Annotated in this window: 20 protein-coding genes and 1 pseudogene; 5 read left to right on the forward strand and 16 right to left on the reverse strand. The window is 72.0% G+C overall.

The features are described from left to right. The first annotated feature begins 55 nt into the window (after window positions 1-55). A complete protein-coding gene (locus V7793_RS01315) occupies window positions 56-877 on the forward strand; it encodes a lipase family protein (RefSeq protein WP_335580986.1) in 822 nt (273 codons plus the stop codon). Between the two features lie 45 nt (window positions 878-922). Here the strand turns inward: V7793_RS01315 and V7793_RS01320 are convergent, their stop codons facing one another. The 3 genes and pseudogenes from V7793_RS01320 to V7793_RS01330 form a co-directional block, all read right to left on the reverse strand. Next, on the reverse strand, window positions 923-1,684 hold the full coding sequence (locus tag V7793_RS01320; protein ID WP_335580987.1) for a maleylpyruvate isomerase family mycothiol-dependent enzyme: 762 nt from the start codon (window positions 1,682-1,684) through the stop codon (window positions 923-925). A gap of 72 nt (window positions 1,685-1,756) precedes the next feature. Beyond that, the gene (locus V7793_RS01325; protein ID WP_443057823.1) at window positions 1,757-3,097 is read right to left on the reverse strand and encodes an aldehyde dehydrogenase family protein; all 1,341 of its coding nucleotides are present in this window, start codon (window positions 3,095-3,097) and stop codon (window positions 1,757-1,759) included. A 21-nt stretch (window positions 3,098-3,118) separates the two neighbouring features. Then, a pseudogene (locus V7793_RS01330) lies at window positions 3,119-3,802 on the reverse strand (type 1 glutamine amidotransferase domain-containing protein); the annotation flags it as partial. Window positions 3,803-3,993: 191 nt separating this feature from the next. On the opposite strand from V7793_RS01330, the gene V7793_RS01335 reads away from it, so the two are divergent. Further along, entirely contained in the window at window positions 3,994-4,959 is a 966-nt protein-coding gene (locus V7793_RS01335) for a hypothetical protein (protein ID WP_335580988.1), read from the forward strand. Window positions 4,960-4,991: 32 nt separating this feature from the next. Here V7793_RS01335 and V7793_RS01340 read toward each other — a convergent pair whose 3' ends face one another. The 3 genes from V7793_RS01340 to V7793_RS01350 form a co-directional block, all read right to left on the reverse strand. After that, complete coding sequence (locus V7793_RS01340; protein WP_335580989.1) at window positions 4,992-6,158, reverse strand: hypothetical protein; 1,167 nt, start codon at window positions 6,156-6,158, stop codon at window positions 4,992-4,994. 135 nt (window positions 6,159-6,293) lie between these two features. Beyond that, entirely contained in the window at window positions 6,294-6,773 is a 480-nt protein-coding gene (locus tag V7793_RS01345; RefSeq protein WP_335580990.1) for a VOC family protein, read from the reverse strand. A gap of 124 nt (window positions 6,774-6,897) precedes the next feature. Continuing rightward, entirely contained in the window at window positions 6,898-7,476 is a 579-nt protein-coding gene (locus V7793_RS01350; protein ID WP_335580991.1) for a helix-turn-helix domain-containing protein, read from the reverse strand. A 111-nt stretch (window positions 7,477-7,587) separates the two neighbouring features. Here V7793_RS01350 and def point away from each other — a divergent pair, with 111 nt between their 5' ends. Continuing rightward, the gene (gene def / locus V7793_RS01355) at window positions 7,588-8,259 is read left to right on the forward strand and encodes a peptide deformylase (protein ID WP_335580992.1); all 672 of its coding nucleotides are present in this window, start codon (window positions 7,588-7,590) and stop codon (window positions 8,257-8,259) included. 25 nt (window positions 8,260-8,284) lie between these two features. On the opposite strand, the gene V7793_RS01360 is transcribed toward def, so the two are convergent. The 5 genes from V7793_RS01360 to V7793_RS38080 form a co-directional block, all read right to left on the reverse strand. After that, complete coding sequence (locus V7793_RS01360) at window positions 8,285-9,067, reverse strand: dienelactone hydrolase family protein (RefSeq protein ID WP_335580993.1); 783 nt, start codon at window positions 9,065-9,067, stop codon at window positions 8,285-8,287. Window positions 9,068-9,156: 89 nt separating this feature from the next. Then, a complete protein-coding gene (locus V7793_RS01365) occupies window positions 9,157-9,867 on the reverse strand; it encodes a hypothetical protein (RefSeq protein WP_335580994.1) in 711 nt (236 codons plus the stop codon). Between the two features lie 113 nt (window positions 9,868-9,980). Then, window positions 9,981-11,645, reverse strand: a complete 1,665-nt coding sequence (locus V7793_RS01370) for an AAA family ATPase (protein WP_335580995.1) — start codon at window positions 11,643-11,645, stop codon at window positions 9,981-9,983. Between the two features lie 63 nt (window positions 11,646-11,708). Continuing rightward, window positions 11,709-12,116 (reverse strand): LLM class flavin-dependent oxidoreductase, encoded by a 408-nt coding sequence (locus tag V7793_RS38075; RefSeq protein WP_443057819.1) that lies wholly within the window; start codon window positions 12,114-12,116, stop codon window positions 11,709-11,711. A gap of 72 nt (window positions 12,117-12,188) precedes the next feature. After that, window positions 12,189-12,401, reverse strand: a complete 213-nt coding sequence (locus V7793_RS38080) for a hypothetical protein (protein WP_443057820.1) — start codon at window positions 12,399-12,401, stop codon at window positions 12,189-12,191. Between the two features lie 126 nt (window positions 12,402-12,527). On the opposite strand from V7793_RS38080, the gene V7793_RS01380 reads away from it, so the two are divergent. Continuing rightward, entirely contained in the window at window positions 12,528-13,076 is a 549-nt protein-coding gene (locus V7793_RS01380) for a GNAT family N-acetyltransferase (protein ID WP_335580996.1), read from the forward strand. Between the two features lie 272 nt (window positions 13,077-13,348). Further along, entirely contained in the window at window positions 13,349-14,338 is a 990-nt protein-coding gene (locus V7793_RS01385; RefSeq protein WP_335580997.1) for a phospholipase, read from the forward strand. 162 nt (window positions 14,339-14,500) lie between these two features. Here the strand turns inward: V7793_RS01385 and V7793_RS01390 are convergent, their stop codons facing one another. From V7793_RS01390 to V7793_RS01410, 5 genes are all read right to left on the reverse strand, one after another. Continuing rightward, window positions 14,501-15,571, reverse strand: coding sequence for a class I SAM-dependent methyltransferase (locus V7793_RS01390; protein ID WP_335580998.1), 1,071 nt, complete (start codon window positions 15,569-15,571; stop codon window positions 14,501-14,503). A 51-nt stretch (window positions 15,572-15,622) separates the two neighbouring features. Continuing rightward, complete coding sequence (locus tag V7793_RS01395) at window positions 15,623-16,909, reverse strand: glycosyltransferase (protein WP_335580999.1); 1,287 nt, start codon at window positions 16,907-16,909, stop codon at window positions 15,623-15,625. A 13-nt stretch (window positions 16,910-16,922) separates the two neighbouring features. Further along, a complete protein-coding gene (locus V7793_RS01400; RefSeq protein WP_335581000.1) occupies window positions 16,923-17,270 on the reverse strand; it encodes an acyl carrier protein in 348 nt (115 codons plus the stop codon). Continuing rightward, window positions 17,267-22,009, reverse strand: coding sequence for a beta-ketoacyl synthase N-terminal-like domain-containing protein (locus V7793_RS01405; RefSeq protein ID WP_335581001.1), 4,743 nt, complete (start codon window positions 22,007-22,009; stop codon window positions 17,267-17,269). Before V7793_RS01405 ends, V7793_RS01400 begins: the two co-directional genes overlap by 4 nt. A gap of 2 nt (window positions 22,010-22,011) precedes the next feature. After that, window positions 22,012-22,716: SDR family oxidoreductase (locus V7793_RS01410; RefSeq protein WP_335581002.1), on the reverse strand; the 705-nt coding region annotated here is incomplete at its 5' end.

A 22,716-nucleotide genomic window follows, 5' to 3' on the forward strand; every position in this document is an offset into this window, starting at 1 on the left:
GGTAACGGCTGTGATGCAACGTCCTCATGCCACCGGCCCGTCAAAGGGAGCCCCCGTGCCCGTGCCCACCGCGATCGACCACAAGGCCCGCACCTACAGCCTGGCGCAGGCCTACTGGCTGGCCCAGGCGGCCGACCTCTCCTACAAGGACGAGGCCACCATCGAGAAGCAGGCGCGGAACTGGGGCTTCGACCGGGTGCGGCACCACATGACGCGGTTCACGCCGCCCTTCCCGCTGGAGGACACCCAGGCCTTCACGATGGCCAGCGACGACATGATCATCACAGCCTTCCGGGGCACGGAACCCGCTCAGATCCGTGACTGGCTCTCCGACGCGACGACCCCGCCCTGGCCCGGCCCGGCGAAGACGGGCTACATGCATTACGGCTTCGGCCAGGCCCTGGAATCCATCTTCCCGGATGTGAAGAACACCCTCCACGAGTACCGGACGAACGGTCAGACCGTGTGGTTCACCGGCCACAGCCTGGGCGGCGCACTGGCCATGCTCGCCGGCGCACGGCTGTACCTGGAGGAGCCGAAACTGCTGGCCGACGGCGTCTACACCTACGGCCAGCCCCGTACCTGCGACCGGCTGCTGGCGGCCGCGTGCAACAAGGGCTTCAAACAGCGCCTCTTCCGGTTCGTGAACAACAACGACATCGTGCCGCAGCTGCCGCCCGAGCCCGCGTACACCCACGCCGAGGCCGTGCGGTACATCGACTCCGCGGGCAAGGTCCACGAGAGCATGTCGCTCCTCGGCGGCCTCGCCGACCGGGCGAAGGGCCTGACGGCCGACGCCTTCGCGCCCGCGAGCGACGGCGTGCGCGACCACTCGATCCATAAGTACGTCGCCGCGCTGGAGAAGAACCTGGCCTGACCCCCCGTCCGACCGGCTGGACCGGACCGGCGACGTACGAGGTCGTCAGAAGGCCGAGTGAGCGAACCAGTGGGTGATCAGGTCCTGGTCGCCCAGCAGCTGGAAGGCGTCGCTGTTGCGGTCCAGCCGGCCGTAGAGGAGCAGGAGCAGGTCCGCGGCCGTGCCCCGCACCGTGGCGTCCACCGTGCGGGGCCGGGCGTCGCCGGTCACCAGCCCGAAGCCGTCGGGGCGCAGGCGGACCAGCCAGTCGTCGTCGCCGTCCGTGCAGCCGAAGCGAAGGGTCCGGTCGGGGCCGCGCAGTTCGGCTGTCCCGGGTGCGAAGAAGGAGGCGAAGGGCAGGTTGGTGAGGAACTCGTCGACGCCGTCCACCGCCAGTACGCGGTCGATGTGCGGCGGGAGTCCGAGTGCGAGCTCGGCGTCGGCCCGGTGCACCAGCGTCTCGAAGAGCATGCGGCGGACCCAGAACCGGGCGTGCTGGTCGAGCCCCCAGGCCCACATCGGCGCGTCCGGATCCGTGTCGGCGAACACCTGGGCGGCCTCCGCGGCACCCGCGGCCAGCCAGTCCGGATAGCCGTCGGGCTGATCCGGCAGGTGCAGGTCCACCTCGCGACTGGTCGGCGGCTGCTGGATGCGCCGGCTCAGCAGCACGGTGAACCAGCGGTGCACGCTGCCGGTGTGGCGCGTGAGGTCGGTCAGGGTCCAGCCGGGGCAGGACGGCACCGGGGTGGTGGGGTCGGCCCCCTTCACCGTGGCGATGAACCGGGCGGTCTCGGTCGCGACGGCTGCGGCGTGCTGGGCTGGGGTCATGTCTGAGGCCCTTCTGGTCGTGCGGGGTGGCAGGGGAGCAGGGAGAAGGGGGGAGGGGCAGGTGGGAGGGGGTCAGGCCAGCGGCTTGTCGAGTACGGCCTTGGTGTGGCTGAAGGTGTCGATGGAGTATTCGCCGTGGTATCGGCCCATGCCGCTCTCGCCCACGCCGCCGAACGGCAGGTCGGGTAGGGCCAGGTGGGAGACGGGAAGGCCGAAGGCCAGGGCGCCGGAGGAGGTCTCCTCGGCCAGCCGCTGCTTGGTCCGCGCCGAGTCGGTGAAGGCGTACAGGGCGAGCGGCTTGTCCCGCTCGTTGACGAAGGCGATCGCCGCGTCCAGGTCGGGTACGCCGATCACCGGCAGGATGGGCCCGAAGATCTCTTCCTGCATCACGGGTGCCTCCGGGGAGACGTCCGCGAGAACGGTGGGCGCGAGGTAGCGGGTCGCCCGGTCGTGCACCCCTCCGGTGACGATGCGGCCCTCGCCCAGAAGCCCGGTCAGCCGGTCGAAGTGCCGCTCGTTGACGATCCGCCCGTACTCCTCGTCGGCCGACGGGTCCTGGCCGTACTGCGCCAGGACGGCTGCGGCCAGGTGTTCTTCGAGGGCGGTGGCGGTGTCGCCGATGGCGAGTACGTAGTCGGGGGCGACGCACGTCTGACCGGCGTTGAGGAACTTGCCGCGGACGAGCCGCTCGGCCGTGGCCGCCAGGTCGACGCCCGGCTCGACCAGCACGGGGCTCTTGCCGCCCAGCTCCAGCGTCACGGGAGTCAGGTTCCGGGCGGCCGCGGCCATCACGATGCGCCCGACCGTGCCGTTGCCGGTGTAGAAGATGTGGTCGAAACGCTCTTCCAGCAGCGCGGTGGTCTCCGCGACGGCGCCCTCCACGACCGCGACGGCCTGCGGGTCGAGATAGCGCGGCAGCAGCCGGGCGAGGGCCGCCGACGTCGCCGGTGCCAGCTCGCTGGGCTTGACCACGACCGCGTTGCCCGCGGCCAGCGCACCCGCCAGCGGGGTCAGCGCGAGCTGCAGCGGATAGTTCCAGGGCGCGATGACCAGGACCACACCGAGCGGGTCGCGGACCACGCGCGCTTCGGCCGGCCGAAAGGCCTCGGGAACGGGGGCCGGCCGGGGAGCCAGCCACTCCGCGAGGTGCGCGACGGTGTGGTCCAGCTCGTTGAGCGTGAAGCCGATCTCGGTGCGGTAGGCCTCCTTCGGGCCCTTGCCCAGGTCGGCACGGAGGGCGGCCAGGAGGGCGTCGGCCTGTTCCGTGAGCAGCGTGCGCAGTGCCTCCAGCTGACCGAGCCGCCAGGCCAGGGGCTTCGTACGGCCGGTGGCGAACCCGGCCCGCAGCCGGGCCACAGTGCCGGCCGGGCCGGCCGCGGGCGCGGCATCCGGCGCGGCGTCCCGTCCGGCGATGCCTCCGGTGGCCAGTACGGCGACCAAGGCGCGGGCCAGTTCCGCTGAGGAGGCCGGGTTCTGGCCCGTGTAGAGGTTGCGGTCGACGACGACGTGCGGGGTGAACGGCTCCGCGGCGACGAACTCGGCGCCGAGTCCCCTCAGGCGGTCCTCCAGCAGCCAGCAGGCCCGGTCGGCGAAACCGGCTGCGGTCTCTTCGGCGTTGCTGAACGCGGTCATCCGGTACCCGGCGAACGGCCGGCTGCCGTCCTCGCGGCGGGCGGCGAGCAGCGCGGCGGGCGCATGGCAGAGCAGGGCGAGCGGCTTGCCCGAGTCGAGCGTGCGGGTGAGGATCCGGCCGGACGCGGAGTCGAGGGCAAGGTCCTCCATCGGACCGTGGCCGCCGGGGTAGAAGACCAGGTCGTAGTCGTCCGGGTCGACTTCTTCCAGCACCGCCGGGGTGCCGAGCCCGGCCTTCATGGCATCGAGGTAGGCGGCGAGGCGGGCGGCCCGCTCCTGGCCGCCGTTGGCGTCGGCTCTCAGACTGACCGGGTCGACCGGGGCGGCGACGCCGCCGGGCGTCGCGATGGTGATCCGGTAACCCGCTTCACGGAGGATCCGGTGGGGCTCGGCGAGCTCTTCCGCCCAGAATCCGGTCGGGTGCAGGCTGCCGTCGGCCAGCGTCCAGTGGCCGGCGCCGGTGACGACGAAGAGTGCGGAAGGCATGACAAGGGCTCCAGAGGGCGAGCAGTAGAATTTAAGGGCATAGATGATTCATGCACTCAAGTAATGTGGTGAAGGTAGACCTCAATGGTTGACGTTGTCAACTGATCCGTCACCCTGTGCTTGGATACAGCACACGACATGCGGCCTACGGCATACGGCATACGGCCGGGGCCTGGTGATGAGGGGGAACGTTGACGCGCACGACACCGCCGCGCCCGCTGGACGTGGCGGCCGGGCTTCCGGAGCTGGCGGGCCTGGCCAGGACGGCCACCCGCCTGCACCCGCGCCGGGGCACCCCCACCGTCCATGACAGTTCGGCGGGCGGTCCGCTGCTGTGGCCGGCGGGCGAGCCCTGGCCGGAGTTCGAGCCGGAGTACGGGGCCTACGGTCTGATGACCACGCTGGCGGACATCCGCAAGGCGCGGGGGATCGGGGAGGAGGGGCTGACCGGGCGGGAGAGGGATGTCTTCGACCGGAACAGAGTCTGGTACCCGGCGGAAGTGCTGCCGGCCGGGCCGCTGCCCCTGATTCCGCTCGTGCAGCTCTATGCCCGGGACGTACCCGGACTCCCGTGCCCGGAGGGGACGGACATGCTCCAGGTGCTGTGGACCACGTCCGACGAGTTCGAGACGCCGGGCGCCGTGCAACTGCGGTGGCGGCAGTCCTCGGACGTGCGGGAGATTCTGGCCGATCCGCCCGAGCCTGCCTACATCCACATGATCGACCAGGTGCCCACGCCCTGCGTACTGCATCCGGAACAGGTCCGGGAGTTCCCACCGGTGCACCTCCTCACGGACGAGCAGGCGAGACGCGCGGAGGCCTGGGCGGAGGAGCGGTCGGCGGACTACCGGAGAGAGTTGTCCGTCGCGCCCGGTTGGAAGCTGGGCGGCTGGCCCTCGCACTTCACCTGCTGCCACCCCGCGGGGCCCGACGAGCTCCAATGCGGTGAGTGCGGCGGGCCCGTGGAGGCGCTGCTGACCGTCGACAGCAGCGAGTGGCACGGATTCAGCCGCAGTTGGAGCCCGGTCGAGGACGTGGACGAACATCCGTACGCCGTCAGCGCGCCCACGATGGTGTCCGTCGGCCGCGACTGGACCCTCCAGATCTACGCCTGCGTCGGCACACCGTCCCACCCGCCACGGTCGATCATGCAATAGCGGGCAGGGGCAGGGGCAGGGGCGGCCCTGGTTCAGTACGGCGCGAGAGTCAGGCGCAGGAACCGGGGCCGGTAGATGCCGGCGTGGCGGATGACATCGGCCGGGGCGAGACTGTTGACGTTGTAGGAGACCACGATGTCACGGCGGCCGCGTTCGAGTTCCGGGTGCTCGTGGGGGTTGTAGGCGATGACGTCGGGATTGCGGTACGTGCCGTTCGGCCCGGCTTCCGGTGCGGTGTAGACGGTCCGGGGCCGGGTGAAGGGGCCGCCGGGGGAGCGGGACCAGGCGATCTGCGTCTCGGCGCTGAACGCCACATCCGCGCGCTGGGTCACCAGCGCGTACCAGGATCCGTGCCGCACCACGCTGACTTCGTCCGAGGTGAACAGCGGGCCTCCGGGACCGGTCAGCCGGCCGGCATCCGCCTCACGACCGGACCAGGCGCCGCGCGTCGTCCAGTACTGCCAGGGTCGCCGCAGATCGCGGCCGGCGACCCGGGCGAGCCGCAGGTGGCTGCGGCCTTCGGGGGTGCGTTCGGTTCCGTAGATGTACGTGTAACCGCCCTGTCCCGATTCCAGCCAGGCACCCCAGGCGATGCCGGCTGACGACGGCAGGGGGGTGACGGAGACCGGCCGGCTGTAGGCGCCGGCGCGAAACCTGGCCAGCACGTTGCCTCGCCAGGCGATGTCCAGGGGACCGCTTCCGGTTCGCGCGTAGCGGGCGTAGACCACGCTCACGCCGTGACCGTCGGGGATGCCCGCGCGTGCCCAGTACCAGGACTCGCGGTCCGGGCCGGTCACCGGGGAGGCGGGCTGCCCGGCCCGGTCCCGGCCGGTCACCGTGCGCGGCCCGCTCCCGGTCCACAGCACGAAGCTGTTGTTCAGAAAAGGGGTCGTCCCGCCCTCGCCGACCGTGGGGGAGCGTGAGCCGTCGGGCCGTACGGTGCCGAGGAACGTATCGGAGAACACCCAGAGTTCACCGGCCGGGGTCGGTACGGAGTACGTGCTGTCCCCGCCGGTCCAGTGGTGCGGTGAACGGTCATGGTCGGCGTACGTCCCGAAGGCCGAGTTGAGGGTGCCGGCGGGGCGTGCGTCCACGACGCGCGGTGGTCCGGCGGCCGGGGCGGACTCCGGGGGCAACAACGCGCAGAGCACGGAGAGTACGGCGGCCGCGGCGTATTTCCTCAAGGCGAAGGTCCTCATGATGCAGGGTCCAACGAGTCGCGGGCACCGGAGTATCCCTGGCGGCGGTACGCGGGCTGCCACGGCTGCCGGCTACGGGGAGGCCGAGGGCGTGAACCCGGGTCTTTCCGGCCCGGGCCGGCCCTGTCCGGTTCTTCAGCCCCGGTAGGCGTCCTCCAGACCCTGAATGTCGATCTTGCGCATTCCCAGCATGGCCTGCATGACCCGGTTCGCCGCGGCCCGGTCCGGATCGGTCAGCAGCTCGATGAGCCGGCGCGGAGTGATCTGCCAGGACAGGCCGTACTTGTCCTTGACCCAGCCGCAGGGACCTACTTCCCCGCCCTCGCTCAGCCGCTCCGAGAGCCGGTCGACCTCCTCCTGGTCCGCGCAGTCGATGCTGAAGGAGACGGCCTCGGTGAAGGTGAACTCCGGCCCTCCGTTGAGGGCGACGAAGTGCTGGCCCGCGAGCGTGAACTCGACGGTCATGACGGAACCCGGCGCGCCCGGCCCCACCTCGCCGTAGCGCTGCACTTCGACGATGCGCGAGTCGTCGAAGACCGAGACGTAGTGGGCGGCGGCCTCCTCGGCCTGCCCGTCGTACCAGAGGAAGGGCTTGATCTTCTGAGTGATCTGCACGGTGACGAGTAGACCCGACTCCGGGCCCGGAAGCCCGCCTGACGCGCGCGAGGGCGCGAGAGCGCCGGAAGGGAGCCTCCGTCGGCGAGCGCGGCCGCCGCGTCGTGTCCTCCTCCCAGCCTTCTCAGGCCTGGTCCGTCTCGTCCGCCGCGTGGGGGAGCAGGGGGAACAGCCGGGTGATGAGAGCCACCGGCCGGGCGCCGTCGGGACGGGCCAGGGGGCGCTGTTCGCGGTTCTGGTAGGGGGCGAGTGCCCGCCGGATGGTGTCCGCGACCCGGCTCATCTCTTCGGGCGTCAGGTAGGCGATGGCGCTGAACGCTTCGTCGTGACGCCACTCGGCCGGCGCGTGGTCGCGCTGGGCGAGCCACCGCTGCCAGCTCTCGTCCTCCAGCCCGCGGGCCAGGTCGCCGAACTGCTCCTCCGCGGGAGCACCGGGGTCGGTGTCGTGCCGCCTCAGGCGCCAGGGACGGGCGCGCCCCCCGTGGTGAGGGGCTTCCTCGATGTGTCCGTGGCGTGCGAGCTGGCGCAGGTGAAACGAGCAGAGCCCGGAGCTGTAGCCCAGCCGGGCGGCGGCTTCGGTCGCCGTGACGGTGCCGACTTCGGCGAGCAGGCCCAGGAGCGCCGTGCGGACCTCGTGCTCGCGAAGTGCGTCGCCGGTGTACCGGGCCTGGTCGGGCGGGGAGTTGAGGTCGTCTTCGGTCACTTTGCAAAGTCTGCTACTTTGCAAAGATCTTGGCAAGCGGTTCTTGCCCGGAGACATCAGGCCGCGGTGACGACCGCGGCGCATGCGGCATGCGCAAAAGGGGAGACAGAAATGTCTGTTGGTCACGACCGGTCCCGTCCCGCAGACCGGCGAGTCCGTGTACAGGGCCAACCGGTCGACTCGTATCCGGCTCTGTCACCGGAAGCGGAACGGGGATCGGTGCGCAGGATCACGGTGGTGGGCGAGGAGGTCCTGAGCCGTCCGTGCCGGGAGGTGACCGAATTCGGCTCTCCCGAGTTGTCGGCGTTGATCGACGACATGTTCCTGACCATGCATGTGGCCGACGGTGCGGGCCTGGCGGCCAACCAGGTGGGCGTCGACCTGCAGCTGTTCGTCTACGACTGCCCGGACGAACTCGGGGTCAGGCATGTCGGCCACATAATCAACCCGGTCCTGGACCTGCCCGATCCGGCCGGCCGCCGGCTCGTCGACGACTCCGAGGGCTGCCTGTCCGTACCCGGTGCCACCATGACGGTCCCCCGCATCGACCGCGCCGTCGTCCGCGGGTTCGACAAGGACGGCAACCCCCTCGTCATCGAAGGAATCGGCTACTTCGCGCGGTGCCTGCAGCACGAGACCGACCACCTCTTGGGTCACACGTACCTCGACCGGCTGTCCAAGCGGGACCGCAAGGACGCTCTGCGGCAGATGGCAGACCGCCGTGAGGACGTCTTCGCACGACGCGAGACCAAGGCCGCCCGCCTGGGCCGGCGGGACCCGTGATCCGTGCGCCCGTGTGCAGTCGGCTTTACGAAAGGGAGTCGCCGGTGTCCTGGCGCGGCGCATCCGAGCGGATCCCAAGATGCCGGGTGAAGAACTGCAGCGCATGGTCGGTTTCGAACGCGGGTATTCCCCCGTGGTCGCCCGGGTTGGCGTGCAGCGTCTTGTCGGCCGAGCCCAGGGCGTCGAACAGCGCCAAGGCGCGGTCCCTGGGCACCCGCGTATCGTCCCATTGGAGCAGGAACTGCACCGGCACGGTGACCCGGGCGGCGGTCTCGGCCAGCCCGTGCACGCCGAGCAGGCCCAGCACCGCGGCGCCGATCCGGGGCTCGGCGGCGAGCAGGGGCAGACCCAGTCCGCAGCCCATCGACACACCCCAGTAGCCGACCGGGCCCGCGCCCACGTGGTCGAGGCCCTGGACCGCGGTCAGGACCGCCTGCCAGTCGGCGACGGCCTGCCCGGCCAGCAGGTCGTGCATGGCCGAGACCAGCTCGGTCGGATCCTCGCCGGCGGCCATGCAGGCCCGCATGTCGCCCGCGAACTGAAGGAACCGTTCGCCCTTCGGCCGGTCGCCGTGGTGAGGGGCGTCGATCGCAGCGACGGCGAAACCCCCCTCGGCAGCGAACCGGTGCGCGCCGGCCAGGACGCCCGGGGCCTTCTTGTGCTGCCCGCCGCCGTGCCCCATCAGGATCAGCGGGCGGGGGCCGGTGGCTCCTTGCGGCGTGAACAGCACGCCGGAGATCTCACCGAGGGTGAAGGACTGTTCGGTGACGCCGTCGGCCGACGTCTGAGGGGCCAAGCTGAAGCGCATAGCGTTTCAAGCCTTTCGGGGTGCCTTGTGCGGGTGCTCCCCGGACCGGGGAGCCGTGCTGGTCGGTGCTGGTCGGTGATGCCGAGAGGTCAGTTCTGGTTCACGGGCCAGATCGCTGCCGGATCGCAGTGGGCGGGGCATGCCAGCAGGTAGACCTCGTTGCTGAGGAACATCCCGTACGTGTCGGCGCCGATGCTGTAGGGCTGTTCCGGCAGGCCGGGATGGACGGCGAATTCCATGCCCTCCGGCACCTGGCAGAGGTACACGAGGTCCGCGCCGCACGCACACCGGTAGTACTCGGGGCCCTGGGCCCAGGAGGGAGCACCGCCCACCTTGAACGCCCGTGCTCCGGGTCCTCCCGCATCGGGGGTGTCGAGGAAGGGCTGCAGCGTCAGCGGAAGGGCGCGCAGAGACGGCTCGGCCTCGGCGGTCGGCCGCTCCGCATGACGTTGGAGCAGCACGCGCCAGAAGGGACGTGGGTAGGGTGGTTGCGGAGCGTCCCAGTACCGCGGCACGAGCCGACCGTCGGCCAACTGGGGGTCGGACGCGTCGTTGTGTGCACGGCAGTGGAAGACCAGCAGGTGATCCCCGCCGAAGACCTCCAGGTCCGTCGGGATGTCGAACTGGAAGAACAGGGCCATCCGCTCACCGCAGAAGCACTCGGGCCATTCCTGACCGTCATCGAGAAAGGGCCGGCCGCCCACCGAGTTCCGCACCGGCCCGTCCAGTGGCCCGGTCCCGACCCCGATCGCGTAGGCAGGCAGCACCGCTCGCACGTCTCTCACATCGCCTTCGAACATCCGCTCACCTTAAGCGCTCCCTGTGACGGCCTGCCGCGGGTGCCGAGGAGAAGCCCGCCGAGGAGCGAGCCCGCAGGGGACGGGGGCACCGGCCAGGCGACGACGCCGGGCGCTCACCCCGCGGGCGTGCTTCCGTTCCCGCTCGCCACGAGTTCGTCGAAGGCCGCGAAGACGTCTGCCGCCTGCAGGGTGGTGAGCTCTTCCCGGGTCAGGGGCAGGCCGTTGCGGGTGGCGGACGAGAGGCGGAGGTCGCGTTGGGCGGCGGCCTTGTGGCAGAGGTTGCGGATGAAGCGTCCGTTGCCGAGCCCGTCGATTCTGTCCGCCGCGGCGTCCAGGCTCTGTACCAGGGCGCTCTCGCCCTCCGGGGACAGTACGTCGCCGTTGTCGTCCAGCAGCACGGCGGCGATCCGCCGCAGTTCCTCCGGCGCGTACGAAGGGAAGCCGACATGAGTGGTGAAGCGTGAGGCCAGTCCGGGGTTGGCGGCCAGGAGGGTCTCCATTTCCCGCTGGTAGCCGGCCAGGACCACGACCAGGCGCTCGCGGTCGTCCTCGGCACGCTTCAGGAGCACCTGCAGCGCCTCGTTGCCGAACGCGTCCCCGCCGTTGTACCCGTCGTTGACCAGGGCGTAGGCCTCGTCGATGAAGAGGACGCCGTCCAGGGCGGAGTCGATGACCGCCGACGTCTTCAGCGCGGTGGAGCCGAGGTGCTCGCCGACCAGGTCGACGCGCTGCGTCTCGACGACGTGGCCGCGCTCCAGCAGGCCGAGCCCCGCGAAGACCTTGCCCACGATGCGGGCCACCGTGGTCTTTCCGGTGCCGGGCGGGCCCGCGAAGACGAAATGCTGCGGCCGGGTACGGGTCGGTATGCCCTGTTCCGCGCGGAGCTCGGCCATCTCCAGCTGGGCGATCAGGGTGTGGACCTGGCGCTTGACCGACTCGAGACCGATCATCGCGTCGAGCTCGGCCCGCGCCTCGGCGAGCAGGCCCGTGCGCTGCTGCGCCACCACGGCGGCGGAGCCGGCCCCGGCCCGGACCACCTGGGCCCGCTCCTCCACGTCGTAGAGCGTGGGCCAGTACCGGAAGGAGTACTGGTAGTCCTTGAGAGCCTCCTCCTGCGCTCCCAGACCCTCATGGGCCCGGCCGCTCCAGTAGGCGAGCTCGGCGTCGAAGAGGCTGCCCGCCTCGGCCTCCTCCGAGAGCCGGTCCAGGGTGTTGAGGGCCTCGTGCCAGACCTTCTGCGCAATGAGCGCCTGCGCGACGTAGAGCTGCGCCTCGGCGCTCAGCATGGGGTCGTCGATACCGGTCGAGCAGGACAGCACCCAGTCCCAGTCCTCGGAGAGGTAGGCGTGCCGTGTGGCGACGAAGCGCGTCTCGTCGCAGTCCAGCTCGGCCTCCGCCAGCGTCTGCCACGCCTCGTCGAGGGCACCGGCGTCCAGGAGAGCGCTCTGAGTGGCCAGCCACAGGTCCCGGCCCGTCTCCAGAGCGAAGCTGACGAACACGCCGATCGGGAACTGGGACGCCAGGGTTTTGTTGTGCTTGGCCCGCAGGGCACCGAACCTCGCCGCGTGCCGGTCCATGGCGGCCAGGGCCTCGTCCTGGCGCTGCCCCGTAGCGTGCAGGCCGAGCCAGGCGTCGGCCGCGGTCGGATCCTCGCGCACCGCATCCGCGAAGCGCGCCGCCGCCTTGTCCGTGTCGCCTTGCCCGAGCAGCCCGACGGCATCCAGCCAGGCCCGCTCCGCACGTCTCGCCGCCAGCCAGGACGTGGTTCCACGCGACACGGTTCCGCCCTCCTGGCTGCGCCCTGACCTGCACCGGAGCAGAAACAGGACCAGCCGATGTGATCATCTACGGAGGGCTGATGCTACTGCGTACCCCTGGCGTCCCGAGTCAGTGATACCTCGCCGCATACGGCCGACGGATCGCTGACTCGGGCCACTGGAACGTCGGCGGCCCCTGTTCGACGCGGCGCAGCACGGGGGCCGGCCGGCCGACCCCGTCGTCGAAGGTGCGGCGCTCGTCCCACCAACCAGGTGGAGCCCGCCTCGATGAGTCCCAGCGGGCAGCCCGGCGCATCGGGCGACGGTTGGGCCAGGCCCCGGCGATCCAGACCGGCACCGGGGGCGCTGCACGGGCGTGGGCAGCAGGGTGACGTCCTCCACCCGGTGGTGCCGCCCGTGGTGGGTGACCGGCTCGCCCGACCAGTAGCGGGCCAGCAGGTCCAGCCCCTCGTCGAGGAGTCCGGCGAGCACGACGGGGTCGGTGGGCTCGCCGAAGCTGCCGTACTCGTCCTCGACCGGCCCGCCGAGCCCCGGCGCCGAGAATCACGCGGCCCCCGCTGATCCGGTCGAGCGTGGCCACCTGCCGGGCCAGCTGCTGCGGCCGCCGAAGGAGGCCCTCGTCCGCTTGGTGTGGACGACATGGTCCCAGATGAACAAGGCGTCCCAGCCCGCCTCCTCCGCGGCCACAGCCGGCGAGGTCACGGCGCGCGCATCGGCGAAGTCTCCGTAGTTCGGAATGTTCACGGAAAAGCGCATCCGGCCATGGTGCGGGGTGGCGCCCGGCCCGAACAACCGTTTTTCGGCAGCGACTTGGGCGGCCATGGGGTGTGGATCGGTCCGCGAGTCTTGATCGCCCGCGAGCTGGTGGTTAGGTTGGCCGGCATGACTGAGCTCGGACCCGTCGCCTGGCCGCCTGCCCCGATCAGGACCGAGCGGCTCGTGCTCCGTGAGCCCGAGGCCCGGGACCGGGCGGCGTTCATCGAGCTGTTCGCCTCACCGGAGGTGGGCACCTACATCGGCGGCCCTCGATCGCGTGCTGAGCTTGAGCGCGCCGTTCCTGAAGTGCCCAGGCGGCGTCCCGGCCTCTTCGTGATCGATCTCGACGGAGCGATGATCGGCATGATCACGCTCGATCGGCGCGACGCAGAGCGCCCGGGTCACGTCCGTCCGGAGGCCGGAGAAGCCGAGCTCGGTTACATGTTCCTGCCGGAGGCGTGGGGATACGGGTACGCGGCCGAGGCGTCCGCAGCGGCACTCGACTGGTTCGCCGACGTACTTCCCACCGAGCGGGTGGTGCTGTGCACCCAGAGCTCCAACGACCGCTCGATGCGCCTGGCGGCGAAGCTGGGGTTCACCGAGGTGGAGCGGTTCGAGGAGTACGGCGCCGAGCAGTGGCTCGGCGTGTGGTCCCCGGTCACGCCGTCCGGTTGAGCTCGTGCCGGGCAGCGGCTGTCCGCGGGTGCCCGCGCGCGTACCGTCTCGTGGCCCGCAGCGTTCCATTCGGGCCTTCCAGGCCGCCCGCTTCTCCGCTGGCCAGAGCCCACTTCCGCGTTCCAGCGTCCCGGAATCTCCGGCTTTCGTGGCGGCCGGAAGGCATGACCCCGCAAGCTCGGGTGGTCCAGGCGCCACGTCCGGCGATCTGGTGCGTACGGAGAGATTCAGGGTGTGCCGGACAGCGGCACCGACGTGAAGGAGGCCCTTTCTTGACCACTCACCTTCGACATGGCGCCGGCCCGCGCATGGTGCTGGCGCTGATAGCGGCGCTGTGCGGGATCGTCGGTGGCACCGCCCTCGGTACGAGCCCGGCGGCAGCGGCCGATCAGCGTCACGCGATCTACGCCATCGCCCACCGGGTCGACACCCTGGACGGCGTGGACGCCGCGCTCAACCACGGAGCCAACGGCATCGAGATCGACGTGTGCGCCTGGTGGAACCCGAACGAATGGCGCGCCTATCACGACTGTTCCTCGGCCGGTGACAACAGGCGGGGCCCCAGCTTCGACAGCATGGTCGACCGCATCGTCTCCAATGCCAAGGCAGGGCGCCGGCCGGCACTGGTCTGGCTGGACATCAAGGACCCGAACTACTGCGGGGAGCAGCAGAACCGCGGCTGCAGCGTCGCCGGACTGCACGACAAGGCGCAGCGGCTGACGGCCGCCGGGATCCAGGTGCTCTACGGCTTCTACGAGTACCATGGCGGCGCCACTCCGGACGTCGGCGGCAGGGGCTGGAAGAGCCTGGAAGGCACGTTCGGCCCGCTGGAAGGAATCACGACGACCGGGACCCGCGACAAGGTCCGCGACGCCTTCAACCGGTCCGGTTCCGGATTCCCCGCCGGTCACCGGGTGATGGACTACGGCGACGGCAACATCCCCAACGGCTTCGGCAACTGCACGGAAGCCACCTACAACACGTGCGCGGAACTGAAGAAGGGCGCCCGGGACCGTGCCGCCGGACAGCTCGCGGCCACGCTGTCCTGGACGACCACCTACAACGATCCGTGGTACGTCGACAAGCTGCTGGGCGACGCACGTGTGGACGGCATCATCGCGGGCTACGGCAACTTCACCGGCGAGCACGAGTACGACAACGGCTGGCAGTGCGCCAACGCCATCAACCTCATCCGTGACTGGGTGAACCGCCACAGCGCCACCCACCGCATGGCCACCAGCGGCGACCGCCTGTTCAGGTAGCGGACGGCCTCGGGCCGGGGCCGTACCGTCCCGGGCCCCGGGGCCCCCAGGCCCCCGGGCCCCTCAGACGGTCGGCCGGGCTCCCGGCCGACGGTTTTACCGTGCGCGTTTACCGTGCGCGAACAAAGCAGGACGCCGGCAGCCGGGCGGCAGCCGTTGTTCTCACGCCGGGCCCAGAGGGTCCCGGCGTGCCAGGATCCGGTACGCGTCGGTCACGCGTGCGCCGGACGGCAGGAGCCCGGTGAGCCGGTCTGCGACTTTCGCCGCGAGGAGCAGGGGGATCGCACCGAGGAACATCGCCTTGCGGATCGTCGTGCGCAGCGGTGCCGGCGCGGCGGGGAACCAGGGCGCATCGGGGGCAGGGGCCGTGTTGTGCACGCGGAGGTAGGTGGAGTACAGGAGGTTGACGGGCCCGTTGAAATTGCAGCGCTCCTGGGCGACCACGGTGAACCCGAGGTCCTCCAGACGGCGCCGGAGGTTCGCCATGGGCATCAGATGCAGGTGCTGCGGCTGGAACCAGGGCATCCACCAGCGGCCCAGGATGTGGCCGAACCGGCATTCGGGGTCGGGCACTTCGATGAAGAGGTGACCGCCGGGACGGACGACCTGGGCCGCGGCCTGCAGCTCTCGCAGAGGATGGACCGTGTGCTCCAGGTAGTGCTGCATGCTGACCACGTCGTACGCGCCGGCCAGTTCGGCTGCCAGATCCGGGAACAGGCCGCGGTGGGCGCGCTCGATCCAACCCCGCCGGACGGCCCGTTCGACGCACTCGCCCCGGTCGAGGCCGTCGAAGACCGTGTCGGGGAACCGGTCCGCGGCGGCTGCGCAGAAATGACCGTGCCCGGTGCCGACGTCCAGCCACGTCTTCGGCCGGACGTGAGGGGCTGCGAACGCGGCGCGCTGCTCGTACGCCTCCCGCAGGCTCGCCCAGGTCTCCCCGGCGCGGTCCTCCCAGTAGCCGTCGTAGAAGTCGCGGTAGTAGAAGTCCAGGCCGTCCTCGTTCAACTGCGGGTTCTGGAAGACGTGACCGCACTCCAGGCACTGGTCGAGGGTGAAGACGCCCGGCTTGCGCTGCAGGAGGTCCGTGGTGCGCAGGCGTTGCCGGAGGCGTCCGGCGTCGCACCAAGGGCAGGTGGTCCGGGGCGGGTGCAGGAACCGGTCCACGCCCTGGGCGAGGGCGTCACGGTAAGAGGCCCGCTGCTCAGGAGAGGGGGGCGGCGAGGAATGGAGCACGGGGGAACTCCTGGGGGAGGAGGGACGGTTCGGGGATGGTCCGGGTCACGTTCACAGGGCTCGGGCCCGTACCACCGCGGTGCGGGCGGCGAGGTGTTCGAGGTGGGTCGCCGCGGCGGCCGCACCTCCCGCCGCGCGGAAGGATTCCCCCACGCGCCGGGCCGCGGCCCGGTACTGCGGCTCGCCGAGAACGGTGTCGAGGGCCGCGCCGATCCGGTCGGCGTTCGCGTGCCGGAACCGGATGCGCAGCCCGGCCCCCGCCCGGACCACCTGGGAGGCGATCACGGGCTGGTCGTACCGGATGGGGGCGACGACGAGGGGCAGTCCGTGCCACAGGGCCTCGCAGACGGTGTTGTGCCCGCCGTGGCAGAGCACGGCCGAGCACTGCTCCAGCAGGGCGAGCTGGGGCACGTGCGGCAGGACGAGGATCCCGTCACCGGTGTCGCGCACGGCGCCGGACGGGTCGGCGATCACCGCTTGGAGCACGTCGGACCGGTCGCGGACCGCCGCGGCGCAGGCGGGCAGGAAGTGCGCCCCGGCGTCGCCGCTCACCGTGCCGAGCGTGATCAGAACGGTGGGGCGCGCGTCGTCCAGGCGGTGCCACGGGAAGCCGCCGGGGGAGGGGCGCGGGGCGATCGACGGTCCGACCAGCCGTACTTGCGGGCCGAGGTGCCCGGCCGGGCCTGCCAGGGCCTCGGTGGTGAACACCAGGACGAGCCGGTCCGAACGGCGCGGATCGGATCGGCTGCCGGGTGCACCCGAGCGTTCCCGCAGGCTCCGGACCCGCTCGTCGGCCCATCCCCGCAGCTGTGGCGTGCCGGTGAGCGCCGTGAACTCTGCCGACGTGGTCGCCGAGGTGGCCCAGGGGATCCCCAGTCGGTCGGCCACCAGGCCTCCCGCGAGGGCCTGCTGGTCGGCGACGAGCACGTCCGGCCGGAATTCCCGTACAGCTGCCCGGACCCCGGGCGCCATGGCCTCGGCGAGCGGCTCCAGGCAGTCCTCCCACAGAGATCTCAGCGCCGCCGCGCCCCGTTGCTCCCCGGGTGGAAGCGACGCCCCCGGATCCGGCCTTCCTGGATGCAGCCTTCCCGGCGCCGGCGCCCCCGGATCCGGATTCCCTGCATCCGAAGCTCCCGGAACGGCGGCGCCGAAGGGTCCCGGTGCCCCCGGGGCGGCGCAGGGAAAGACGGTCGCTTGCGCCCCCACCAGCGGCTCCACGGCGTACGGCGGACCTGCCCAGGCGACCCGGTGGCCGCGCCGGACCAGTTCCGCCGCGACGCCGACGGTGGGGTTGACGTGTCCTGCGAACGGGGGCACGACGAACAGGAAGCCGCTCATGGCCTGCCGCTCCTCATCCCCGGCGCCCCGCCGCCCCGGCCGCGTTCCCGTGGAGGCACGAGACGACGTAGTCGACGATGTCGCCGACCTTGAGGTACATGATCTGGCTGAGGTCGAGTCCGGCGAAGTAGTCGGCCAGGTTCACCCTCTCCCCGTACGCCGCGGCGAGCCGGCCGCCCAGGTCCGCGAAGTCGATGCTGACCATGTCCAGGTCCTCGTGGAGCATGGTCTCCCTGGTGATCTCCCCGTCGTGGAAGTCGTCCACGGGCCCCCCGAGAATGGCGCCGATCATTTCGAGGACCTCCTTGAGTACCAGGGTCTCGTCCTCGGGACCTGCCGGACTCGTCCGTTCGTCGTTCATGCTGTCCCTCTCTCCTGCGTCTCTTCTCGGATCGCCTCGCCGAGCGCCTCGCCGACCGCTTCCCCGGTCACTTCCCCGGTCACTTCTCCGATGGCCTCTCCGATGGCTTCCTTGGTCGCGCCCTTGGTCGCCTGCCCGGGCACTTCGTCCGTCGTGCCGGTCGTCCACGCGACGACGTAGTCCCTGGGGGGCAGTCCGGGAGGGTTGCCGATACTGCGGCACCGCACGGACCAGGTGTGTCTCCCTGCCGCCGTCACGAGCCCGTCCGGGCCGGCGCCGAGCACCGTGAAGTCCCGGGGGCTGCCCCGCAGGCCGGTGCCCTCCGCTTTGGCCACCGCTTCCTTCGCCGCCCAGAACCGGGTGAACCACAGGGCCTCCGGTTCACCCGTCTCCGTGCAGGCAGAGGCGAGCAACCGTCGCTCGTCCGGCGCCAGGGCGAACTCGTGGAGGTGCACCGGCCGTTCGGTGATCTCTTCGACGTCGATGCCCACGCCGCCCGGTCCGCGGGTGCTGCGGTGCCGTACCAGGGCCACGGCGGTCTCGGCGCAGTGAGCGAGCGACACATCGAGTTCGGGCAGGAGCCGGCCGTGTACTCCGGTGACGTACGGTCTGCCGCGTTCGTCGTTGCCCACCTGGATCTCGGCGGGGAAGACCGGCCCTTCCCCCTCCTCCCACAGCTGCTGCCGCACCGCATCCTTGACCGCGATCCGGCCGAGCAGCCACTGTCCTCGGCCGCGCGGGGGCTGCCGCTCGTAGGCGTGCCGTTCGGCGCGGGCCAGGTGGTTGCGCATGACCAGGTCGCGGGAGGCGCTGTCGTGCCACCACTCGTGGAGCAGGCTCCAGCCCCCGGGTTGCGGGCGGGAGAGGGTGTGCCGTTCGGGGAAGCGTTCCACCTTGCGGGTCTCGGGCAGGTTGTCGAAGCGCCGGTCCTGCCAGCCGGTGAGCTCGGCCCACACCCGGCCGCCCGTGACGAGCTGCGCGTCGGCCTCGAGCACGGTGTCCGTCAGCGAGACGATCCTGACGAGGCATTCCACCGGTGTGCCGGGTGCGGGACGGGGGCCGGCGAAGCGGATGTGCCGGATGCCCACGGGGAGCACGGCGACCCGCTCGGCCCGGCTTGCCATGATCCAGTAGCCGATGAGCTGACCGACGTTGTCCAGCAGCGCGCCCGGAGTGGCAGCGGCGGAGATCACGCCGCGCACATGCTGCTCACCGATGGCCGTGATGTCGGTGACGCCCTGGAACGACGGGCCGTGGAACATCCAGCGCTCGTCGTAGATCCGGGCCGCCGTGTGCTCGGGGGTGCGTTCGGCCGCAAGGTCCGGGTACTGGACGCCCCAGCCCACGCCGGCCTCCGGGTACTGCGGCGCGAGCTCGACGGTCGCCCGTGCACTCCGGCCGAAGGAGACGTCGAACCTGTCGGCGCCGTCCGGCGACGGGGTCCCCGCTATGGGTACGTCGACGGGCTCGGCGGCGGCCACCCACTGATCGAAGCGCACGTGGTGCACGGCGACCGCCCGCATGCCCGGGACGGCCCGTTCCGTCGCGTCCATGAGGTGGTGGACGATGGTGGTGCCCGGGACGACGGGTCTCCTGTCGTCCAGATCGGGCCAGCCGGGCCGCTGGTGGATGAAGCAGTGGTCGAGCAGGTACGGCATCGCCTCCACGGAGACGGGCAGCACCGTCTGCCATCCGCGGCCCGGCGCGACGGCGTCGCCCGGCGAGGCGGCTTCGCGCCGCGTGATGGCGTGGCCCGGCGTACCGGAGTCGCCCCGCATGGCGCCGTGGCCCGGCGTAGTGGCGCCGATCAGCGCGGCGGCGGTGGCGGCCGTCTCCCGGATGAGCGCGGCGAGCTCGGCGGCAGGAGGGAAGCGCCCGGCGGCCTCCTCCAGTGCGGTGACCCACCGGCCGATGGAATCGGAGCCGGGTTCACCGGAACCCGTGGCGGCGGTGCGGGTGAGCGCGAGGTCACGGCGCAGCTCCGCCAGGTCCTGCTCGCTCAGGGAGACGAGTGTGCTGCCCAGGGCGAGCCGGGTCGGTGCCTGGAGGGCGGCACCCTCCGGGCGTTCCCGCCTGTGGGCCGTCGCGGCACCGGGTGCGGGCGGCAGGGCGGGGTCGATGCCGGCGCCGTGGGTCCACAGGGCCAGGGCCACGCGACGGAGCTGGGCGAGTCCGTCCCTGCGGGGCGAGTCGGCGGCCACGGCGACGTGGTCCTTGCCCTCCAGCGTGGCGGAGACGAGTGAGGTGAGCTGTCCGGTGCCGACCTGGACGAACGCGCGGAACCCCGCATCGTGCAGGGCCTCGACGAGCGACCGGAAGCGCACCGGCTCCAGCAGGTGCCGGACGAACAGCTTCCGTACCTCCGCCGGGTCCGTGGGATACGGGGAGGCGGTCGTCGCCGACCAGAGCGGGACGGCGGGGGGCACCAGCTCCAGACGCTCCGCCTCGGCGGTGATCGGCTCCAGCCAGGGGGCGAGCATGGGGGTGTGGAAGCCCGACCGGAACGGCAGGATGCGCCCGAACACCCCTTCGGCGCGCAGCGACCGGACGACCTCTTCGACCTGGGGGAGGGGGCCGCAGATCATGCATTGTCCGGGTGCGTTGTCGTGGGAGAGGACGACGCGGCCGTCCCCCAGTACTGCCAGCGCGGCCTGCGCCCGCCGGGCCGGGGTGCCCAGCACCGCGAAGGCGAGGCCGGGCACGCGCAGCCGGTCGGGGTCGAAGGCGGCCAGGAGTCCGTCGACGGCTTCCCGTGCGTACATGCCGGCCATCGCCATGGCGTTCCACTCGCCGACGCTGTGGCCGGCGACGGCGTCCGGGAGGATGCCCATCCGCCGCAGCGCGCCGTCGAGGAGGCGGCCGAGGGCGAACACCTCGACCGCATGGCGCCCGAGATCGCCGACGGGCGCCCCCGCTCCGGGCGGGCGGCCGGCGGCGGGCGGCAGGGGCAGGCCGAAGTGCTCGGCGATCCCGTCCGCCCGGGGCGCGAACTCGGCCTCCAGACCGGGGAAGACGAACGCGATCCTGCCCGCGGTGCCGGGGCCCAGCAGCGGGGCGGGCGCGTACCAGATGTCGTTGCGGCCGCGCCAAGGGCGTTCCCCGGCCACCACGCGTGCGGCCAGTGCGCGCCGCTCGGGGGTGGGGGCGACGATGCCGAGCCGGACCGGGCCGGAGCCCCGGGGGACCGCCGCCGTGTGGTTCTCCAGGGCCAGCAGGTCCGCGAGTTCCCGCGGGGTGCCGGCGGCCAGGGCCAGGACGCGCTCCGGCTCGCTCACGGTGGTCGTGGGCTTACGGTTCCGCTGGTTCCGCAGGCTCGGCGCACCGGTGGCCGGGGGCGGCTGTTCGAGGACGACGTGGGCGTTGATGCCGCCGAAGCCGAAGGCGTTGACGGCGGCGCGGCGTGCGGCCGGGCCGGGCCCGCCCTCCCACGGCTCCGCCGCGCCCGTGACGCGGAACCGCGTGCCGGCCAGCGCCGGGTGCGGATCGTCGCAGTGCAGCGTGGGCGGCAGCACCCGGTGGTGGATCGCGAGGGCGGCTTTGACCAGCCCGGCCGCTCCTGCGGCCGGCATGGTGTGGCCGATCATCGACTTCACCGATCCGAGCACGGCCCGGCCGCTGCCCGTGGCGGGCCCGAACGCCTCGGCCAGGGTGGCGAGTTCGGCCGCGTCCCCGGCCGGTGTTGCGGTGCCGTGGGCTTCGAGGAGCCCGAGGCAGTGCGGTGCGCGCGGGTCGAGGCCGGCGGCGCGCCACGCCTGCCGCACGGCCCGCACCTGGCCGCCCGGGTCCGGGCTGAGGAGCCCCGAGGCGCGGCCGTCGCCGGACACCCCGGTGCCGCGGACGACCGCATAGACGCGGTCGCCGTCCCGCTGGGCGTCCGCGAGGCGTTTGAGGACCACGACGGCCGACCCCTCGCCGATCAGGAGGCCGTCGGCGTGCCGGTGGAAGGGGCGGATGCGCTGGCTCGGCGAGAGGGCGCGCAATTGGCTGAAGACGCTCCACAGGGTGATGTCGTGGCAGTGGTGGACCCCGCCGGCCAGCATCACGTCGCAGCGGCCGGAGGCGAGCTCGGTGACGGCCTGGTCGACCGCCACCAGGGACGATGCGCAGGCGGCGTCGATCGTGTAGGCCGGGCCGCGCAGGTCCAGCCGGCTCGCCGTCCGTGACGCGACGAGGTTGGGCACGAGGCCGGCCGCCGCATCCGGGCTGTCGGCGCCCAGACGGCGGCTGAACGCGGCCCGGACGCGGTCTAGCTGACCTGGTTCCAGGTCCGGCAGCAGCTCGCCGAGAGTGCGCACCAGCTGGTGGGCGAACCCCACGCGCTGGGTGAGACGGGCGAGCCCGGCCCCCATGTAATTGCCCCGGCCCAGCACCACGCCCACCCGGTTGCGGTCGGGCAGCCGCTGCTCGCCGCCCGCGTCGGCCACGGCGGCCGCCGCCACGTGCAGCGCGAGCAGCTGATCGGGCTCGGTACCGGGCACGGCGGCGGGCATGATGCCGCACCGGGCGGTGTCCACCACGGCGAACTCGTCCACGAATCCGCCTCGCCGGCAGTAGATGCGGTCGGCCCCGCGGGCACCGGCCGGGTCGTAGTAGCCGGCGTCCCACCGCTCCGCCGGGACGTCGGTGATCGCGTCCGTGCCGGCCGTCAGGTTCCGCCAGTACGTCTCCAGATCGGGGGAGCCGGGCAACAGCACGGCCATGCCGATGACGGCGACCGGCGGCGCCGGTGTGTGCGTCATGGTCACCGGCCCGGGGCGGTGTAGACGACGGCACCGGACCGGACCCCGCCCCAGGCGAGTTCGCGCAGCAGCGCCCGTGCGCCTTCATGGGGGTCGATGAGGCCGACTCCGCGCCGGGCGTACGCGCGGCCGAGCTCCGGGGTGACCATCCCCGGGTGGGCTCCGGTGGGGGCCCACGGCCCCCAGTGGACGGTCAGGGCCCGGCCTCCCGTGCGGGCCGCCCACTGGCCGCCCAGTTCCTCCAGTGCGTCGTTGGCCGCCGCGTAGTCGGCCTGGCCGCGGTTGCCGAGCGCCGCGGCGACGCTTCCGAAGAGCACGACGAAGGCGGGAAGGGCCGGCAGTCCTTCGAGGGCGCCGAGCAGCGCGGCGGCGCCGTCCGCCTTGGTGGCGAACACCCGCTGGAAGGACTCGGGGGACTTCTGCGCGATCAGCCCGTCCTCGATCACGCCGGCGCCGTGGACGACGCCGTCGAGACGACCGTACTCGGCATGGATCTCCTTGACCGCCCGGCTCACGGCCTCGGGTTCCCGGACGTCCACCGGCCGGTAGCGCACGCGGGCGGCGACGCCCTTCAGCTCGTCCATCGTGGCGGCGATCTCGCGTCGGGCCAGGATGCGCGCGCTCTCCTCGCGGACCTGTGACGGCGTCAGGCCGCCCCGGGCCGCAACTGCGCCGTACAGCGCCGCCGGGTCGCCCGCCGCGGCGAC

The organism is Streptomyces sp. KLMMK, from assembly GCF_036961605.1.
Taxonomy (GTDB): Bacteria; Actinomycetota; Actinomycetes; order Streptomycetales; family Streptomycetaceae; genus Streptomyces; species Streptomyces telluris.

Bases quoted from the DNA above. Each gene is read 5' to 3' on its own strand.
- V7793_RS01320 (WP_335580987.1), bottom strand. From the start codon at position 1,684: ATGACCCCAGCCCAGCACGCCGCAGCCGTCGCGACCGAGACCGCCCGG.
- V7793_RS01340 (WP_335580989.1), bottom strand. From the start codon at position 6,158: ATGAGGACCTTCGCCTTGAGGAAATACGCCGCGGCCGCCGTACTCTCC.
- def (WP_335580992.1), top strand. From the start codon at position 7,588: ATGTCTGTTGGTCACGACCGGTCCCGTCCCGCAGACCGGCGAGTCCGT.
- V7793_RS01360 (WP_335580993.1), bottom strand. From the start codon at position 9,067: ATGCGCTTCAGCTTGGCCCCTCAGACGTCGGCCGACGGCGTCACCGAA.
- V7793_RS01365 (WP_335580994.1), bottom strand. From the start codon at position 9,867: ATGTTCGAAGGCGATGTGAGAGACGTGCGAGCGGTGCTGCCTGCCTAC.
- V7793_RS38080 (WP_443057820.1), bottom strand. From the start codon at position 12,401: ATGCGCTTTTCCGTGAACATTCCGAACTACGGAGACTTCGCCGATGCG.
- V7793_RS01380 (WP_335580996.1), top strand. From the start codon at position 12,528: ATGACTGAGCTCGGACCCGTCGCCTGGCCGCCTGCCCCGATCAGGACC.
- V7793_RS01395 (WP_335580999.1), bottom strand. From the start codon at position 16,909: ATGAGCGGCTTCCTGTTCGTCGTGCCCCCGTTCGCAGGACACGTCAAC.
- V7793_RS01400 (WP_335581000.1), bottom strand. From the start codon at position 17,270: ATGAACGACGAACGGACGAGTCCGGCAGGTCCCGAGGACGAGACCCTG.
- V7793_RS01405 (WP_335581001.1), bottom strand. From the start codon at position 22,009: ATGACGCACACACCGGCGCCGCCGGTCGCCGTCATCGGCATGGCCGTG.